This window comes from Flavobacterium sp. MMLR14_040, assembly GCF_033657265.1.
Lineage (GTDB): Bacteria > Bacteroidota > Bacteroidia > Flavobacteriales > Flavobacteriaceae > Flavobacterium.
Genome location: NZ_JAWVWO010000010.1, coordinates 48,819 through 67,331, shown reverse-complemented (window position 1 = coordinate 67,331; position 18,513 = coordinate 48,819). Strand labels below are relative to the sequence as shown.

At 33.7% G+C, this 18,513-nt stretch carries 18 protein-coding genes; 11 read left to right on the top strand and 7 right to left on the bottom strand.

Annotated features, from left to right (window positions below; genetic code table 11):
* Positions 1–145: 145 nt before the first annotated feature.
* A complete protein-coding gene (locus tag SD960_RS14485; RefSeq protein WP_318804232.1) occupies positions 146–502 on the top strand; it encodes a hypothetical protein in 357 nt (118 codons plus the stop codon).
* Between the two features lie 88 nt (positions 503–590).
* Positions 591–1,109 carry a ferritin gene (locus SD960_RS14480; protein WP_318804231.1) on the top strand — a complete coding sequence of 173 codons (519 nt, stop codon included), beginning with the start codon at positions 591–593 and terminating at the stop codon, positions 1,107–1,109.
* Positions 1,110–1,174: 65 nt separating this feature from the next.
* Here SD960_RS14480 and SD960_RS14475 read toward each other — a convergent pair whose 3' ends face one another.
* Positions 1,175–2,467 carry an aminopeptidase P family protein gene (locus tag SD960_RS14475; protein ID WP_318804230.1) on the bottom strand — a complete coding sequence of 431 codons (1,293 nt, stop codon included), beginning with the start codon at positions 2,465–2,467 and terminating at the stop codon, positions 1,175–1,177.
* A 341-nt stretch (positions 2,468–2,808) separates the two neighbouring features.
* Between SD960_RS14475 and SD960_RS14470 the strand changes: the two genes are divergently transcribed.
* From SD960_RS14470 to SD960_RS14460, 3 genes are all read left to right on the top strand, one after another.
* Positions 2,809–3,984 carry a DUF5018 domain-containing protein gene (locus SD960_RS14470; RefSeq protein ID WP_318804229.1) on the top strand — a complete coding sequence of 392 codons (1,176 nt, stop codon included), beginning with the start codon at positions 2,809–2,811 and terminating at the stop codon, positions 3,982–3,984.
* Between the two features lie 139 nt (positions 3,985–4,123).
* Positions 4,124–4,594 (top strand): GNAT family N-acetyltransferase, encoded by a 471-nt coding sequence (locus SD960_RS14465; protein WP_318804228.1) that lies wholly within the window; start codon positions 4,124–4,126, stop codon positions 4,592–4,594.
* 61 nt (positions 4,595–4,655) lie between these two features.
* Positions 4,656–5,093 carry a GNAT family N-acetyltransferase gene (locus SD960_RS14460; protein ID WP_318804227.1) on the top strand — a complete coding sequence of 146 codons (438 nt, stop codon included), beginning with the start codon at positions 4,656–4,658 and terminating at the stop codon, positions 5,091–5,093.
* 79 nt (positions 5,094–5,172) lie between these two features.
* Here the strand turns inward: SD960_RS14460 and SD960_RS14455 are convergent, their stop codons facing one another.
* On the bottom strand, positions 5,173–5,367 hold the full coding sequence (locus SD960_RS14455) for a hypothetical protein (protein ID WP_318804226.1): 195 nt from the start codon (positions 5,365–5,367) through the stop codon (positions 5,173–5,175).
* Positions 5,368–5,434: 67 nt separating this feature from the next.
* A complete protein-coding gene (locus SD960_RS14450; protein WP_318804224.1) occupies positions 5,435–5,620 on the bottom strand; it encodes a bacteriocin-like protein in 186 nt (61 codons plus the stop codon).
* A gap of 223 nt (positions 5,621–5,843) precedes the next feature.
* Between SD960_RS14450 and SD960_RS14445 the strand changes: the two genes are divergently transcribed.
* The gene (locus SD960_RS14445) at positions 5,844–6,200 is read left to right on the top strand and encodes a hypothetical protein (RefSeq protein ID WP_318804223.1); all 357 of its coding nucleotides are present in this window, start codon (positions 5,844–5,846) and stop codon (positions 6,198–6,200) included.
* Between the two features lie 153 nt (positions 6,201–6,353).
* Here the strand turns inward: SD960_RS14445 and SD960_RS14440 are convergent, their stop codons facing one another.
* Positions 6,354–7,715 carry a hydroxymethylglutaryl-CoA synthase family protein gene (locus SD960_RS14440; protein ID WP_318804221.1) on the bottom strand — a complete coding sequence of 454 codons (1,362 nt, stop codon included), beginning with the start codon at positions 7,713–7,715 and terminating at the stop codon, positions 6,354–6,356.
* A 362-nt stretch (positions 7,716–8,077) separates the two neighbouring features.
* On the opposite strand from SD960_RS14440, the gene SD960_RS14435 reads away from it, so the two are divergent.
* The 4 genes from SD960_RS14435 (at position 8,078) to SD960_RS14420 (ending at position 12,697) form a co-directional block, all read left to right on the top strand.
* Positions 8,078–8,743, top strand: coding sequence for a succinate dehydrogenase cytochrome b subunit (locus SD960_RS14435; protein ID WP_318804219.1), 666 nt, complete (start codon positions 8,078–8,080; stop codon positions 8,741–8,743).
* Between the two features lie 11 nt (positions 8,744–8,754).
* Positions 8,755–10,755, top strand: a complete 2,001-nt coding sequence (locus tag SD960_RS14430; RefSeq protein ID WP_318804217.1) for a fumarate reductase/succinate dehydrogenase flavoprotein subunit — start codon at positions 8,755–8,757, stop codon at positions 10,753–10,755.
* 52 nt (positions 10,756–10,807) lie between these two features.
* Positions 10,808–11,554 carry a succinate dehydrogenase/fumarate reductase iron-sulfur subunit gene (locus SD960_RS14425; protein ID WP_042565543.1) on the top strand — a complete coding sequence of 249 codons (747 nt, stop codon included), beginning with the start codon at positions 10,808–10,810 and terminating at the stop codon, positions 11,552–11,554.
* Between the two features lie 123 nt (positions 11,555–11,677).
* Positions 11,678–12,697, top strand: coding sequence for a hypothetical protein (locus tag SD960_RS14420; protein ID WP_318804215.1), 1,020 nt, complete (start codon positions 11,678–11,680; stop codon positions 12,695–12,697).
* 47 nt (positions 12,698–12,744) lie between these two features.
* On the opposite strand, the gene SD960_RS14415 is transcribed toward SD960_RS14420, so the two are convergent.
* On the bottom strand, positions 12,745–15,048 hold the full coding sequence (locus SD960_RS14415) for a family 20 glycosylhydrolase (RefSeq protein ID WP_318804214.1): 2,304 nt from the start codon (positions 15,046–15,048) through the stop codon (positions 12,745–12,747).
* A gap of 187 nt (positions 15,049–15,235) precedes the next feature.
* On the opposite strand from SD960_RS14415, the gene SD960_RS14410 reads away from it, so the two are divergent.
* Positions 15,236–16,012 carry a DeoR/GlpR family DNA-binding transcription regulator gene (locus SD960_RS14410; protein ID WP_318804213.1) on the top strand — a complete coding sequence of 259 codons (777 nt, stop codon included), beginning with the start codon at positions 15,236–15,238 and terminating at the stop codon, positions 16,010–16,012.
* Positions 16,013–16,190: 178 nt separating this feature from the next.
* On the opposite strand, the gene SD960_RS14405 is transcribed toward SD960_RS14410, so the two are convergent.
* Together SD960_RS14405 and SD960_RS14400 are read right to left on the bottom strand one after the other, a co-directional pair.
* Positions 16,191–17,261, bottom strand: coding sequence for a dipeptidase (locus tag SD960_RS14405; protein ID WP_318804212.1), 1,071 nt, complete (start codon positions 17,259–17,261; stop codon positions 16,191–16,193).
* 134 nt (positions 17,262–17,395) lie between these two features.
* Entirely contained in the window at positions 17,396–18,511 is a 1,116-nt protein-coding gene (locus tag SD960_RS14400) for a D-TA family PLP-dependent enzyme (protein WP_318804211.1), read from the bottom strand.
* Positions 18,512–18,513 lie beyond the last annotated feature (2 nt).

The following is an 18,513-nucleotide window of genomic DNA, read 5'->3' as shown; positions in this document are numbered from 1 at the left end:
ATAATACTGTTGAATGTTACAGTTTTTGATAGACTTCAGCTGTTTTTAAGAACATTAAATGATTTTGTTATTTTAAATTAGTCTTAATTATGTTTTTTATTGCTTTAAATTCTATATTTTTGCACTGTTATTATATTTTATCAGAATGGCATTAGTTAGTGATTTGACCAACAAAATATTATTTGAAACCGAAAAAGGATACAGTTATCAATGTGATTTGACTAATAGTATAATTATCAATTTTGTTGATACTGTGTCTAGTTATAAAATTCATGATTTTTTGATTTTTCAAAGAAAGGTTAATAGCGTTGATATTCTCAATATGCTTTATGACTTGTCTGATCAGTCAGACGCACAATTGATTGAAACTACCAAAAGAAATTTTTCCAGAAATCTTACGATCTGCGAAATAGTGCAGCTAAGAGATTTGTTAAATGGAACTAAATTTACCCTTACTTTACATTCCCTGCTTTGTAATACTGTCAACGTCGAGCTTATTTAGATTCTTACTTAGATTAAATCCAAATTTTCAGACCTTTACAGTTGCGTCTTTAATTTTTGTAATTTTACACGTATAAAAATTAAAGGTTATGAAAGATTTACTAAGAACGAGTACTTCATTAGTTGAAGGAATAGAAAATATATTGAATTTACAAGCAAAAATAGAAAGTGACGCTTCTAATAAATATTTAGCTATGGCTGCATGGCTGGATAGAAATGGTTATGCGAATACAGCATCGTATTTTTATAAGCAGGCTGAAGAGGAGAGAGAGCATTTTCTAAAAATTTTCAAATTCATTACAGATATGGGAGGGATAGCAATTACACCATCTGTTCCAGAAGTACAGCAAGAATTTGCTTCTTTTAGAGAAGTATTTGAAATTGCTTTGCAAAACGAAATTGCAGTTACTCAGGCAATCAATAAAGTAATTGCAAAATGTAGAGCTGAAAATGATTATGCTACAGAAGATTTTATGATGTGGTATGTTGCTGAGCAAAGAGAAGAAGAGAAAAACGCAAGAAGAGCTTTAGAGCTTTTTGAACTGATCAACGGAAACGAAGCTGATGGTAAATTTCAATTGGATCTTCAGATTTCAAAAATCGGATAAATAAACGTTTATAAATTTAAAAGCCCTTAATAATCTAAATTATTAAGGGCTTTATTTTATTCTATTTATTCATTCATCAAACTCTCGATTTCATCCACTTCAACCGGAATATTACGCATTAAGTTAAAAGGTTCTCCTTTTTCCTGAACCACAAGATTGTCCTCCAAACGAATTCCGAAACCTTCTGCCGGAATATAAATTCCCGGTTCAACCGTAAAAACCATATTCGCTTTCATTGGTTCATGAAGTAATCCGTAATCGTGCGTGTCAAGACCCATATGGTGAGAAGTTCCGTGCATGAAATATTTTTTGTAAGCTGGCCAATCAGGGTTTTCGTTCTGAACATCAGCTTTGTCAATTAAACCTAAGCCAAGTAATTCTGAAGTCATGATTTTACCCACTTCAATATGATATTGTTTCCAAAGTGTTCCCGGAGCCAACATTTTTGTAGCTTCATTTTTAACTCTTAAAACCGCATTGTAAACCGCTTTTTGACGATCAGAAAATCTTCCCGAAACCGGAATCGTTCTCGTCATATCGCTAGAATAATTGGCATATTCTGCCGCGACATCCAACAAAATTAAATCTCCTGCTTTACATTGCTGATTGTTTTCGATGTAATGCAAAACATTCGCATTATTTCCAGAAGCAATAATTGGCGTATAAGCAAAACCTTTAGAACGGTTGCGGATGAATTCGTGAGCCAATTCGGCTTCAATTTCATATTCCGTAACATTTGGTTTCACAAACGAAAGCAATCTACGGAAACCTTTCTCTGTAATATCACAAGCTTGCTGAATCAAATCGATTTCTTCACTTTCTTTTACAGAACGAATGCGCTGCAAAATTGGGTTGCTTTTTGCGACATTATGCGCAGGATAACGCTCTTTCCACCATTTTACAAAACGAGCTTCGCGAGTTTCTGTTTCAACAGTTGCGCGGTAATGTTCGTTTGTGTTAATGTACATTGTGTCGGCATACGTCATCATTTCGTTCAAAACTTTATGAAAATCTTGCAACCAATAAACAGTTCTGATTCCAGAAACCTGAAAAGCGCGTTCTTTAGTTAGTTTTTCGCCTTCCCAGATAGCGATATGTTCACTGGTTTCTTTCAGGAAAAGAATCTCTTTTTGATTTTCATACGGCGCATCCGGAAACAAAAGCAAAACACTTTCTTCCTGATCTACACCGCTCAGATAAAAAATATCTCTGTGTTGAGCAAAGGGCAAAGTACTATCTGCACTAATTGGATAAATGTCATTTGAGTTGAAAACGGCAACACTGTTAGGTTTCATTTCTGCCGTGAATTTTCTGCGATTTTTTACAAAAAGAGCGCTGTTTATTTGATGATATTTCATAAAAATTGATTTTTGAACTTCGATTTTCAAAATTAGTGATTTTTACAGAAGATGATATAATTGGTTTATTAAAGTTTTCTTATTTGTTTTTCTATTATTGATCAAACTAATAAAAGGTAAATTCGCTGTGTTTTAGAGTTAGGAATTCTTTGTAAGTATATTTAACAAAATACGGCTTCCCGTAAAGGAACTAATTTCTAAATGACCATATTTGCGTTTGTTTTAAATTATATTCCAATTTACATTTCTCAAAAAAAAATACCTGCTTCGATAGGATTAAAATGTATAATTAATATGATTTCAAACAAAGATTTATGTAATAATCCAAAACAAAACAATTAATGAAAACAAAATTACTTCGATTTACAACTTTTTTATTTATTATTTTCTTAATGGTGTCATGCGCTTCAGATGAAGTATTGAGTGCTGATAATAAGATAATATCATTTACCGTAACGAAAGGGCAGCTTTCTAAACAATTTGACATTACCGAAACTTCTATAAGTGGTAAAGTTGATACTGATTTTGAATTAAACGATATAAGTTTGACTGTTGTTCTAGCTGAAGGAGCGACAATTAGTCCTGATCCAGCGACAATTAAATCGATAACAGGTCCGTTTTCTTTGACCGTTACTGCAGCAAATGGAGATCAAAAAGTTTATAAAATTGAAATAAACAGAGAACCAGGCGCTGGTAATTCTCTTTTAGAGTTTAATATCAACGCATCAAATTTTTTGACAAACGCTACAATTGATGAGAAAACCGGAATAATCAGTAAAAGATTGCCGGAATTTGTTGATTTGGAGAATTTAACTGTTGATTTGAAAATTTCAAAATATGCTTCAATTACACCTGATCCAAAAACAATTAAAGATTATTCATCTCCTGTAAGTTTTACTGTAAAGTCTGAATCTGGATTAGAAAAAGTGTATCAGGTAAAGTTTGAATATATGAATGTTAGTAAATTTAGATCATGTACAGAAACAAACGCATGGAAATGGTTTGGAGGTGACAATAGAATTACTGCTCCTGATCTTTTGCCATATGATAGGAATGTAGCAACAGGACAGGTAATTATTGTAGATAAAGACCTAGTTCCCTCTTCTTTTAATATCCATCTTTTTGAAGGTTTTTCATATGATGAAGATCGTCAAGAGTATAATAAGCCGGTTGAGCTTAAATTGATTATCAGAGATGTGAATCTTAAGATTTTAGCAACAACTACTACATCTGTTTCTGGTCAGTTTAGCGGAGGTTTTATTCCATTTGATTTACAAAAACTAAATCTTTTTTTACAAGCCAATAAAACTTATATTTTTTATTGGTATCTAGTAGATGGAGAAAAGTTGGGTATTAGTTCTAGTAGTACAGGTAATACGAAAGATGGATCTGGATTTTGTTTTAATACTGGTTACGATGGTGAATCGAGAATTAGTAGAAATACAAATATTGAAGATCTAAAAGTTTTGTATAAACATCCTTGGCATTTTAATATAGAATTAGAAGGTAAAGAATAAAAGTAAATCCTGAAATTGTAGAAAAGCCGAAACTGTATGTTTCGGCTTTTTTTATCTTGAAGTTAACAATGAAAATGAATTTTCGATTAGGGTAATTTGTATATTGTTATCAAAATATAAATTCATATTTAATGATAAAATGATCATAAAAAAAGCAAATCCCCACGATCACAAAATCCTCACAGAAATAACCAAAAAGTCAAAAGCACATTGGGGATATTCTGAAGAGCAAATCGAAATCTGGTCTCAATTCTTAACAGTTTCAAAAGAATATGTCGAAACTAAATCTGTTTACAATTTAATTGTTGATAATAAAATTATTGGTTATTATTCATTCTTCCACGAAAGTGAAAACACTATAAAACTGGATAATTTATTTGTTTTGCCTGATTTTATTGGCAAAGGATTCGGAAAAATAGTAATGAATGATTTTCTTGTTCGAATGAAAAATAGCGACGCTCAAAAAGTAATTTTAAACTCAGAACCAAATGCTGAAGATTTTTATATTAAATTCGGTTTTATAAAAGTCGGGCAAATCGAAACTTCCATGAAAGATCGATATTTGCCGATAATGGAACTGAATTTTAATGAGGATGAATTTGATGACTAACCTTTATCAAAGTTAAAGACTTTCACAAAGGTAGATTGTTACCTAATTTCAAGATAAATATATGACTTCAAATCTTCAAATAAGAAAGGTAGAAAACAAAGACTTAGATTTTATCTACAAATCAATATGCGAACTCGAAAATGAAGAATTAGATTTCAAAGTATTCAAAGAAATATTCAATGAAAATATTTCAAATCCGAACAATTTGTATTTAATAGCCGAAAATGAAAATGAAGTTTTAAGTTTTATCACTTTCCACACGCAAAACCTTTTGCATCATTGCCGATTAGTAGGAGAAATTCAGGAATTTTTTATTGAGAAAAACCATCGTGGAAAAGGAATTGGAAGACAATTAATAGAAAAGATAATGCAGTTTTCGGAGGCAAATAATTTGAAAAGTATCGAAGTCACCACAAATCGCAGAAGAGTTGAGAACGTGTTAATTTATGAAAATCTTTGTTTTACTTTATCGCATAATAAGTTTACGATTTATGTTTAAACTTTTCAGCGATAAAAAGTTTAAACATAAAAAAACTGCTATTGTTAATAGCAGTTTTAATAATTGATTATTGTTTTTATTATAGAGCGTATTCCATACAGATACTATTTGTTGCTGTTCTGAATAAATACCAACCGCATATGTTTCTTCCGTAATAAGAGACTTCGTCACCGGCACATATTGGATATGGTACGCAGGTTGGAGTTCCGGCATTAATTGATTTTAATTCTTCTTTTGATAATTTTTGTGATGATAATTTTTCTAAATTTTTCATAAATAGTTTGTTTTTTGGTTTTTACTTATAAGTTTTTCAAATATGAATTAATAAGGACAGGTAAGTTTTACGATGCTCCATATTCCATACAGATGCTGCCTGTTGCTGTTTTGTATAAGTACCAGCCGCATGAGTTGATGGTATAAAAAGTAGCTTCCTGACCGTTACAGAGCTGCCATGGTATGCAAGTTGTGCTGGTACCAGCGTTAATTGATTTTAGTTCTTCTTTTGTTAATTTTTGGAAATTTTTCATAATGGTTTGTTTTTTGGATTTTCCTACTCTATAAGTTTTTCGGATACTACTTTGATAAAACTACAAAATATTTTTAAATAAATACTTACAAAAAAAGCCTTTGCCAAAGTTTGGAACTTTGACAAAGGTTAAGATTGTGTTTTAAAGTAATTGGCGAGGAAGTAATTTGATAAAGTAATTTTGGTAAATTTGTAATACGTTGATTTTTATAAATTTAATGACTATGAATGTGAAATATTACTTTTCAATCTTACTGATTATGGCTTTTTTGAATATTTTCGGACAGAACAAAACCCCAAATAATAGATTTGATTTTATAGAACCTGAAAACACTTCCTGTTTTGTATGTAATCATGTTTTTAATCACGAACGGGATATTTTATATGCAAGCCATGATGTTGAAGGAGATTGGCAATTTCTATGTGGACAAGAAGATCATACCGAGGAAAATGCAAAAATAATATCATTAAAAAATGCTACAGAAATTGATCAGTCTATTAATGATTTATACGAAATGCCAAAAGGTATTGGCGCAGAAAGAAAAACAAAAAAAGAAAAGTGGAAACCCTTTAAATTATAGTTTATTTTAAAAAATAAGGAAAGACGGAGTGAAGAAATTTAATATCTCTCACAACGCACATAAATAAAAAACCTTTGTCAAAGCTTCAAACTTTGACAAAGGTTCTGCGTATTTAATTAATTGGAATTTGGAATTTAGAAAAAATGGAATTTCTTAATCAATCCATTTATAATATCTCGCCCCAATCAAATTAGGGATTTCTTTTTCTATTCGATCCAAAACCCATTCGTTTTTAGGAGTTCGAATACTTTGTTTTTGTTCTTTTTTATGCAGACTTTCATAAGTTTCAAAACCAATTTCGACGCTTTCTTCCAGATTTTCAAAAAGTTTGGTTTTGGCTAAAGCCGATTGCCAATTTGGTTGAATTGTTCCTTCAAAAACTTTTGATTTCGATCCGCTTCCGTAAGCCAGAAATCCGAATTTAGTTCCTGAAACTTCTTTTTTAGTATCATAATAATGGGCCAAAGTAGATAATAATCCCATGAAAATAGATCCTGTATAAAGGTTTCCTATTAAAGAAGAAGCCAATTCTGCAGGTTGTAATTTCTCGGTTACAAATTTTTTGTATTCATCCGATTTTCCCACTTCTTTAATTTTATTCTGATAATCTGCCGGCTCAATATTTTCTGCAATGATTTTATCGGCACTGTCTAAAGCGTAAATTTCAGACAACATTCTGCGTCCCTGAAAAGAATATGGCAAGTGCATGATAATGCTATTCCAGGTATTGTATAAGGTTTCGGTTGTGTTTTTTAATTTTTTAAAGGAGAAGTAAGCATTTCGCGTACGGTCCATATAACATTGATTTGAATATTGACCGTCAAAAACAGGCTGGTCTTTGTGAACTTCAATTTCAGCTTCTAAATTCTCAAACCACGGATCGTTGTTTTCGTTTTTTGTAATGGCGCCTTTGGATATAGTTCTGTAAGGTTTAAAAAAGTCAAAAACTCCTTTTGTGCTTGTTGCCCAATTTTCATCAAAAGCAATAATTCTTGGGTTCGAAGTTACTAACATTGCCAATGCTCCAGCGCCTTGTGTATATTCACCCGTAGAGTTTAAATCGTATTTTGCAAAATCAGTTGTAACCACAATAGCTTTTTTTGTTGGATTCAGTTTTACAAAATCAACGCAGTTTTGCAAAGCGTCAACACCGCCAATACAGGCAAAAGTAAAATCGACAACATCACATTCGGCAAGAGAATCTTCGCCAAATTTTTGTTCCATTAAATTAATTAAATAAGAACTGATTGGTTTTGAGCTATCGATGGCGCTTTCGGTTCCAACATAAATCCGGCTAATCTCGTTTAAGTTTATTTCATGCTCAAGAATAAGTTTAGTTAAAGCATTTGCTCCATAAACAACCGCATCCTGATGAACGTCCGGTAAAGTCATTTTAATTAATCCGAGACCTTTTTCTAGTTTTTCCGGTTCAATATTTCTGGCAACAGCCAAAGTTTTTATAGGTAAATGTATGTTGGCTACATCAAATGATATAGCGTCTATTCCTGTTTTCATTCTGATTTTTTTTGAAGCTGATAAAGGTAAAATTATGCAATGGAATGACCATTTTTTTCGGCTATAAAATTGCGATGAGCGAACACTTTTGAAGAAAATAAATTAAATGTTTGATTAAAATAATAATTTGATAAAGTTTTGTGAGAGTCAGATAGTGGGTATTACTGTTAAATAATTTCTGTAAAGTATGCGTTTTTAGTTTTTTATAATAAAATTATTTGATATTAAGTATTTTTAATACGTAAAAATACGTATTACGTAGTCTATTTTAAAATCATTATAAATAACAACGAAATGGTTGTAGTTCTTTGTTAATTGACTTATTTTTGTCTAATTTTTTAAAACAAACTACTTAAACACTTATGGCACAATCTGCACTATTGAATGCTTCCATCTTAAAGAAAGTGGCTATGGCTCTTTCGGGAATATTCTTAATCACGTTTTTAGCGCTGCATGTTACCTTAAATTTCATTTCTATTCTTAGTGAAGATGTTTTTAACGAAGCTTCTCACTTTATGGGTTACAATCCGCTAATTCAATATGTAATGCAACCTGTTTTGGCATTCGGAGTAATTTTCCATTTTGTTATGGGATTTGTACTTACTGCTCAAAATAGAGCTGCTAGACCAATTGCTTACGCAAATTACAACGGAGCTGCAAATGCTTCATGGAGTTCTAGAAATATGATTATTTCCGGATTGGTTATTTTAGCTTTCTTAGGATTGCACTTTTATGATTTTTGGTTTCCTGAAGTTGCTTATAAATATGTAAACGGAACGGCACCTGATGCTACAAGATATTATGGAGAGTTAGTTCATAAATTTCACGATCCAATTCGCACAGGATTGTATTGTATTTCTTTTGTGTTATTAGGTTTTCACCTTTGGCATGGATTTGCATCTTCTCTTCAATCAATGGGAATGCACAACAAATATTCAAGATTTTTAAGTAAAGTAGGTTACTGGTTCGCTGTTGTTGTACCGGCTGCTTTCGTAATTATCGCATTATTTCATCATTTCAATAATTAATATAAATTATAATGGCATTAGATTCAAAAATTCCACACGGCCCAATATCGGACAAATGGACAGATTATAAAGATCATATTAATTTAGTAAACCCTGCTAACAAGCGTAATTTAGATATTATCATTGTTGGTACAGGTTTGGCTGGAGGTTCGGCTGCGGCTACTTTGGCTGAGCAGGGATATAACGTAAAAGCTTTCTGCTTTCAGGATTCGCCTCGTCGTGCACACTCTATTGCAGCACAAGGGGGAATCAATGCAGCAAAAAATTATAAAGGTGATGGTGACTCTGTTTACAGATTGTTCTACGATACTGTAAAAGGGGGTGACTACCGTGCGCGTGAAGCAAACGTTCACCGTTTGGCTGAAGTTTCTGCCAATATTATTGACCAGTGTGTGGCTCAAGGAGTTCCATTGGCTCGTGAATATGGCGGACTTTTAGACAACCGTTCTTTCGGAGGAACTTTGGTTTCCCGTACTTTTTATGCACAAGGACAAACGGGACAACAGTTATTGCTAGGAGCTTATTCTGCAATGAACCGTCAGATTGGTCGTGGAAAAATAAAAATGTACAACCGTCACGAAATGCTGGACATAGTAATCGTAAACGGAAAAGCGAGAGGTATTATCGCTCGTAACTTAATTACAGGAGAAATAGAAAGACATTCTGCTCACGCAGTAGTAGTTGGTTCTGGAGGATACGGAAACGTATTTTTCTTGTCAACAAATGCTATGGGAAGTAACGCAACAGCAGCTTGGAAAATTCATAAAAAAGGAGCATTTTTCGCAAATCCTTGTTACACACAAATTCACCCAACTTGTATTCCGGTTTCTGGAGATCACCAGTCAAAACTGACTTTGATGTCTGAATCGTTACGTAATGACGGTCGTATTTGGGTTCCTGCAAAACTAGAAGATGCAAAAGCTATCCGTGAAGGAAAGAAAAAAGCAACAGATTTGTCTGAAGCTGAAAGAGATTATTTTTTAGAAAGAAGATATCCTGCTTTTGGTAACTTAGTGCCTCGTGACGTTGCATCTCGTGCTGCTAAAGAAAGATGTGATGCTGGTTTTGGAGTTAACAAAACGGGAGAAGCAGTTTACTTGGACTTTGCTGCGGCAATTAAACGTTACGGAACTGAAGAAGCTTTCGTAAAAGGTTTAGATGCTAATGATGCTGCTTTGGTAACAAAATTAGGAGCTGAAATCGTGAAAAGTAAATACGGAAACTTATTCCAAATGTATTATAAAATCGTTGACGAAGATCCTTATACAACACCAATGATGATTTACCCTGCGGTTCACTACACAATGGGTGGAACTTGGGTTGATTATAACTTAATGACTACAATTCCTGGATGTTTCTCAATTGGAGAATCTAACTTCTCTGATCACGGAGCAAACAGACTTGGAGCTTCTGCTTTGATGCAAGGTTTAGCTGATGGATATTTTGTGTTACCTTATACTATTGGAGATTATTTAGCTCCGGATATTAAAATGGGGCCAATTTCTACAGATTTACCGGAATTCGTAGCAGCAGAAAAAGAAGTAAAAGATCAAATTGATAGATTTATCAATAATAAAGGAACTCATTCTGTAGATTATTTCCATAAGAAATTAGGAAAAATCATGTGGGATAAAGTTGGTATGGCTCGTAATGCTAAAGGTTTAACTGAAGCTATCGAAGAAATTGCCGCTTTACGTGAAGAGTTTTATAAAGATGTAAAAGTTCCTGGAAGCGCTAACGAATTTAATCAGGAATTAGAGAAAGCGACACGTGTTGCCGATTTCTTAGAGTTAGGAGAATTGTTCGCGAAAGATGCATTACACCGTAATGAATCTTGTGGAGGTCACTTCCGTGAAGAATACCAAACAGAAGAAGGAGAAGCACTTCGTGATGACGAAAACTTTGCATACGTTGCAGCCTGGGAATACAAAGGAAAACCAAGCGATGCTGTATTACACAAAGAACCTCTGGTTTACGAAAACATTAAATTAGTACAGCGTAGTTATAAATAGTATTCTGAAAAAGTCTTAATACTTATTTCTTAATACTTAAAACTTATAGAAAATGAAACTTACATTAAAAATATGGCGTCAGAAAAACGCCCAGGATAAAGGGGGAATCGTTGAATATCCAATCGACGGAATCGAACCAGATATGTCTTTCCTTGAAATGCTTGATGTTCTTAACGAGCAATTAATCAACAAAGGAGAAGAGCCAGTAGCATTTGACCACGATTGTCGTGAAGGAATTTGCGGAATGTGTTCCTTATTCATCAATGGAGAAGCACACGGGCCAGACAGAGGAGTAACAACTTGTCAGTTACACATGCGTATGTTTAAAGATGGTGACACGATTTTTATCGAGCCATTTAGAGCAAAAGCTTTCCCGGTAATTAAAGATTTAGTTGTTGACAGAAGTTCTTTTGACAGAATTCAGCACGCTGGCGGATTTATCTCGGTAAATACTTCAGGAAATACAATCGATGCCAATACAATTCCGATTAACAAACACGATGCAGATAAATCATTTGATGCAGCTGCTTGTATTGGTTGTGGAGCTTGTGTTGCAACTTGTAAAAACTCATCGGCAATGTTGTTCGTTGCTGCAAAAGTATCTCAATATGCTTTATTGCCACAAGGTAAAATTGAAGCTGTTGATCGTGTATTAAACATGGTACATCAAATGGATCATGAAGGTTTTGGTAACTGTACCAACACCGGAGCTTGCGAAGTAGAATGTCCGAAAGGAATTTCTCTTGAAAATATCGCGCGTATGAACCGTGAATATTTATCTGCAAGCTTAAAAGGATAATTTTAAGAAATAGTTTTAAATAATAAAAAACGCATCAGCCACGGCTGATGCGTTTTTTTATGCAGTTATTTCAACTTTAATAATATTATCTTTAGTCCCGAAATCAAGACAAAAACAAATTAAATGAAAAGAATTTTACTTATTACAATGCTAATCCTGAGCATTAAAAATTATTCACAAATTGCCGTAACGGCATCTTACAGAGGAGCGAATGAACCATTTGAAAAAGGCGAACTTGAAAAATTTAAAGCGACAACTACGGTTTTTGTTTTGCCACAAGTAAACAAAAAAGAAGACTACGAAAAAATTTTGAAAGAAGTTTGGACAGTTACTCCTTATAAAATTGTTGACTTTAAAGATTTTAATATTGCTGATTATGGAGATGGCAAATATTCAATCGCTAAATTTATTGGAGATATTACTATAAGCGGAAAAGGTACCGTTTACATTCATACCAATTTTGCAATACGAATTTTGGATAAAGAAAAATTCGATAAAGGATTTGCTAAACTGAAATCAGATGATAAAAAATACAATAGAAAATTGAGCATGCTTTTCAATGAACATTTAACTTATATAGCAAGATTTCCGCTTAGCGTTAATAATAAATTTTTAGTAGATGCGATGGCAGGGGCCAGATCAGATGAGAAAATTGGCATTCTTTACGATAGGATGTATACGGAGCAAAGTTTTACAAATACTAATTTGGGAATGCTGAAAAATTACTTTCAGAAGATAAACCAAATTATCAGTAAAGGTGAGCATTCAGGACTTTATGATGATTTTACAACTCCGGAAGTTAAGAATCTAAAAGAAAACACACTTTATATTCCGGAAGCTTATATGATGGAATATAATCCATGGAAAGGAACTGAAAAACTTAGAGACGAAAAGGATCTTAAAAAACTAGTAGAAGATTACAAATACAAGTATCAGTTTATTAGAGATGAAGATTTGGAAAAGAAGATTCTTAACAACGAAGATATATTCTATTTACGCTATGTAAGTATGAATGGTAACAAATATTTAGATGTTGTAAATGCTAAAACGGGAAATCCGGTTTACTATTTTTACGGTGCCGGTTTTGCATATAATTTAAAAGATGACGATTTTAAAAATATCAGCAAAGCAATATCTAAATAGATTTGCATAATAAAAGACGCATTAGCTACAGCAAATGCGTCTTTTTTTTATTCATAATATAATTGCGAAGCACTAATTTCCTGTTTTTCTTTTCCTTCCTCTTGAATAAAACAGCTTAAAGTTGTTCCGCCAATCTGATCAAAATAGCTGATGTTGATTTTATGAAAACCCTTTTCAAGTTTTACAGCGCCATACGCTTCATTGAGCCAATGAATACCATCATTATTAACAACTAATTCATTGTCGATAAAAAGCTTCGATCCGTCATCTGAAAGCGTTGAAATCGTATAATTGGCCGTTTCCGGAATATAGATATATCCGTCGAATTTTAAGCCGATATAACGCTCTGTTTTCGATTTCCATTTTTCACTGCTTATTGCGCCTTCAAAAATGCCTGAGTTAACAGGTTTTGCCAACTCTAAATCCTGTGTTTGCTGAAATAATGTTCCTGTAAAATAATCAAACTTTAAACCTTTCTTGATTGGTTTTATGGTTAAAGCCGATTTTATATCCGGATTTTGAACTACTATTTTATTGATGGAACTTCTTCTTCCGTCAGAATTAATCTGAATAATTTTTATAATTCTATATTCTCCTTTCGGAATATTTATCGTTACGGGTTTTGTATAAAGTTCTGCGGTTTCATCTGGATTATAACCGTCAATGGTGTAGAAAATTTGTCCATTTTTGATAGTTGGTTTTAAATCCAAAACATATTTTGATGCGATTAATGCTGTTTCATTCGCGCCAAAAGGCGATGGAACTTTATATAATCTTTTTTGCGTGTCTAGTTTTTCTAAATGATGCGGAATTCTGTCTAAAATAAAATTGTTGTAATTTTTGTTTTGAGGTTCTGTCCAGGCAATTTCTGCTAAAGCAAATATTCTTGGATAAAGCATATAATTCAATTTAGCCGGACTTGTCAAATATTCCGACCAAAGATTAGACTGAACGCCCATAATATATTTTTGCTCCTTAACAGTTAAACTATCCACCGGAGTTGGATTGTAATTATAAATTTTCTCAACTGTCGTTAATCTTCCAATCGTTAAAGGTTCATTTGGCGAATATCCCTGATTATAATCCAGATATACAACTTGTTCCGGATTCATAATTACGTTGTGTTTTTGTCTTGCAGCGGCAATTCCTCCCGCTTCTCCGCGCCAGGACATTACAGCGGCATTTGGTGCGAGCCCGCCTTCGAGCATTTCGTCCCAGCCCAGAATTTGTCTTCCGTTTGCATTTAGGAATTTTTCGATTCTGGTGGTGAGATAACTTTGTAATTCATGTTCGTTTTTCAAACCGAGATCTTTGATTCGTTTTTGGCAATTCGGGCATTCTTTCCATCTTGTTTTCGGACATTCGTCTCCGCCAATATGAATGTATTTACTAGGGAACAAAGCCATAACTTCTGTTAAAATATCTTCCAGAAAAGTAAAAGTTTCTTCTTTTCCGGCACAAAAGATATCTTCAAAAACGCCCCAATATTCAACAACTTTATAATTTCTGTTTGGAAAACACGATAAATTTGGATAAGCAGTAACCGCCGCAGTTGCATGACCGGGCATTTCTATTTCAGGAATAATGTTTACATAATGTTCTTCGGCAAACTTTACAACTTCCTTAATTTCTTCCTGTGTATAAAATCCTCCATACGGATTTCCGTCAAAAAAATAGGGTGATCTCTCAAATTTATTCCCCACTAAAGTCTGAGCTCTTTTCGATCCGACTTCGGTTAATTTTGGATACTTTTTGATCTCGATTCTCCAGCCCTGATCGTCTGTTAAGTGCCAATGAAAGTTATTTAACTTATAACGGGACATTTGTGCAATAAAATCTTTTATAACATCAACCGGGAAAAAATGACGGCAAACATCAAGGTGAAGCCCGCGGTAGTCGTATCTGGGCTCGTCTTGGATGGTTACGCAAGGCAATTTTATTTCCTGATTTTTGAATTGGTTTGGAAAAAGCTGTAATAAACTCTGAACAGCATAAAATAATCCTTCTTCACTTCCGGTAACGGTGATCTTTTTTGCCGAAATATTGATTTTATAAGCCTCTTTTTTTAAGGATGAAGACGGATTTTGAGTAACAAACAAAACTTCAATATTGCTCTTTTTTGAAGATACGTTTTTGTTAATTGCTGCTTCAAAAATCTGTGCTGTTTTTACTTCTTTCGCACTAAACTTGTTCTTTTCAAAAACAACTTTTATTTGTCCGTTTAAAAAAATACTATCTCCTGTTGCTTTATAAAAATTTGGAGCAGGAATTATCGAATTGTTATTAGAAGCATTTTGAGCATTTCCGAAGGAATAACAGAATATCAAAAAGAGAAATATACTTTTTTGCATGGTTACTTTTTTGGTGGTTAAACAAATTTAAGGTTTGTTACATAAAGTTGCATTTTTTTTGCAATTCTTAATTTGTTATAAAACTCTTTAAATTAGGCTTGTTAACTTTTTTATTACGTTGTGTTATAATTTGATTCGCAAGAATATTGCATTTATTGTTTACATTTGTTCAAAAAAAAGAATTCGCATGAATAACGATAATGAAGTGGTAAACTATAGCAAGGAAGAACGTAAAAATCTTATTTTAAAAGAGATTAACTTGCATACCCGTGTAAGTTTTGAAACGCTTTCGGCTAAATTATTTGTTTCAGAAGATACTGTTAGACGCGATATTAATGAACTTGAATCAGAATCGTTATTGATTAAAGTCAAAGGCGGCGCGATGACAAAAGCGTACCATCATTCTTCATCCAATCAAACATATGCAGGCGAATCAAAACAAATTATTGCACAAAAAACGCTAGGCTTACTTCATGACGGCATGGTTTTATTAATTGGCGGTGGAACCACAATTCGTGAGTTCATTCGCTTAATTCCTAATGATTTAAATCTTACTATTTTTACCGTTACCGTTTTATCTGCGGTTGAACTTCTGGACAAACCCAATGTGAAAATTATCATGATTGGCGGCAGCATTTCATCTTACAGCCAAATGTGTGTGAGCGGCGATGTTTATAATCAATTGGCCAATATTAAAGTCGATTTATTAATATTAGGAACCAACGCTTTGGATATCGAAGGCGGATTCTCAGATTCTGACTGGGAAACCGTTCAGGTAAAAAAAGCAATGATTCAGGCTTCTGAAAAAACAGCGATTTTAACTATTTCAGAAAAACTAGATACGGTTCTCAAAATGAAAATTGCCAATTTATCTGAGGTTGATTACGTTGTCACGGAAGTTGATCCAAAAGACGCAAAATTACAAGCGTATAAAAAGGCAGTTCCAAGTTTAGTTTTTATTTAATAATATAAAAAAGTTTGCCACGAATTTCTCGAATTACCCCGAATTATTTTAATTGTACTGATTAAAAAATCTGTGTAAATATGTGGCTAATTCCTAAGCAATTTCAAAATAAAAATTAGAGAAAATTAGAGAAATTCGTGGCAAAAAAACAATTTTCATATTCCTTGCCGAATATTATCTAATCCCAATTCTTCATTAAAAAATTAATCCAGTTTTGATGGAAGATTTTATTCAAATCTTCATCAGAATAGCCGTTGTTTTTAAATATCAAAACCAATTTTTGCAAATCAGCAATCGTATTTAAATCATATGGAGATTGTTCTGTACCAAAAGCGCCATCCAAATCTGAACCTACGCCAATGTGATTTGCATTTCCTGCCAGTTGACAAATGTGATCCATGTGTTTGAAAACCGTTTCAAGATCGCAATTCATTCCTAAAGGAGTCGAAACTCCTCTTTCCCAATTCGGAACCAGCATCCACGCATCTAAAGCGCCGCCAATAACAGCACTTCTCGAAATCAAGGCTTTGATCATTTCGTCGCTATATTGGCGATTGTGATCAACCAGACTTCTGCAATTGTTATGACTCGCCCAAACAGGTCCGTTATAATGATCTAAAGCCTGCCAAAAAGCATCGTCGCATAAATGTGTGGCATCCAGAATAATATTCAAACGTTCCATTTCTTTCAATAAATCAAGACCGTTTTGGTTCATTTTTCCCGTGGCGTCTGTTCCGTTTGCGTAGCGTCCCGGGCCATAATGTGCCGGACCAATCGCGCGTAATCCGTAATTGTATGCTTTTTCGAGATATGAAATATCAATAATAGAATCGGCGCCTTCTAAACTCAAAATGTAACCAATTGGTTTTTTATCGTTTGGCGTTCCGTCATTCCATAAATCAATTTGTTTTTGAAGTGACTTTTTATCGGTAATCGATGTGATTTCTCCGGCTTCTTCCATCGCTTTGTACCACGCCAATTGTCCTTGTGTTTGCGCCCAGGCTTGTTCGGGAGAATTCCAACCGGGAATAATGCTGTCAGGTTTTACAAAACGTGCAATTTGAGTAGCGACTACAATTCCGATATTACCGCGTCGCAAATCCGGAAACGAAACCGTTGCACGTTCACGATCCGGTTTATCCGTCATTCCTTTTTCGAGATGACGCAAAGTGGGTACATCATTTCTTAAATCTCGATTCCATTCCATCGCATTCATGCTCAGGTCTAAATGGGCGTCTATTATAAACATATTATTTTTTTTAAGGCACAAAGGCACAAAGGTCCAAAGGCACAGAGGTTCTCTATAAGTGTTATTATGAGGCCTATTCTCTTTGTTCTTCGCTCTATTTTCTATTCTTTTTCTTTATTCTCCTTTTTCTGCTGCTAGATATTAATTTTTCTGCTTCGTGCCACAACTTGCCATTGATCGCAAATTTGATGTTCTTTGTTGATCACCTGAACGGAATCATAAAGCGCGCAGGTTGGGCAAACATGATACGGCTGTGCATAAACGGTATCGCCAATTTTATATTGATTTTTACCTCGATTTTCTACAATCAAATGTTCTTCTGAATGGGAAATTGGGATTAAATTTTCATCATTTAAAATCACTAATCTTTTATCAATCGGGTTTTCTGATGAAACGGCTTTGTATCCAATATCAACACAAAGCGTTGCATTTGTTGGTTTTGAAATTATAGTTCCCACAATCACCAAAGCAGGTTTAAATTCCTGTTCCGGTAAATTAATCTGATAATTTGAATCCCAAAAAACAAAAGTTCCCGGACTTGATTCTACATTTTCCTGAGTGGCATAAAACGGAAATGTATTTGATCCTCCTGCAACAATTTTTAATTCGTAATTTATTTTTTGCTGTATTTTCTCCAATTCTTTTTTAATGATCGAAAAGGATTTTGAAGCCTGAATATTTCGTTCTTCAACACTTCCTTTTAGGTGACCGTCATAAATATGAATTCCTGTAAAATGAATGTTTTTTAATGAAATAATTTCAGTTGCCAAATCGCTCCATTGGTCTGAAATTGAAACTCCGGTTCTGTTCATTCCGGCATTTAAATCGAGATAAATATTTAGCGAAAGCTTATTTTTCTCAGCAATTTCATTTAAGGCTTTCGCCGATTCTAAATTGTCAACAATAGTCGAAAATTGAATATTTGGATATTTTTGAAGCAACAAAAGCCATCTTTCTTTTTTTGCACCAACAGGCTGATAGGCGAGAAGCACATCCGGAATTTCATGAATCGCAGCAAGTTCGGCTTCGGCAATTGTGGCGCATTTTACTTTTTTGATGTTGTAAATTTTAAACAACTCCAGAATTTCACCAATTTTATGTGTTTTGATGTGAGGTCTTAATTTTTGAGTGTCACCGTTTACAGCTTTAATAAGTCGCTCGAGATTAAACCGGATACGATCTTCGTAAACAGCCAAAAACGGGGTATCGGGACGAGTTTCGGAATTAATTTTCCACCAATTTTTTTGCATAA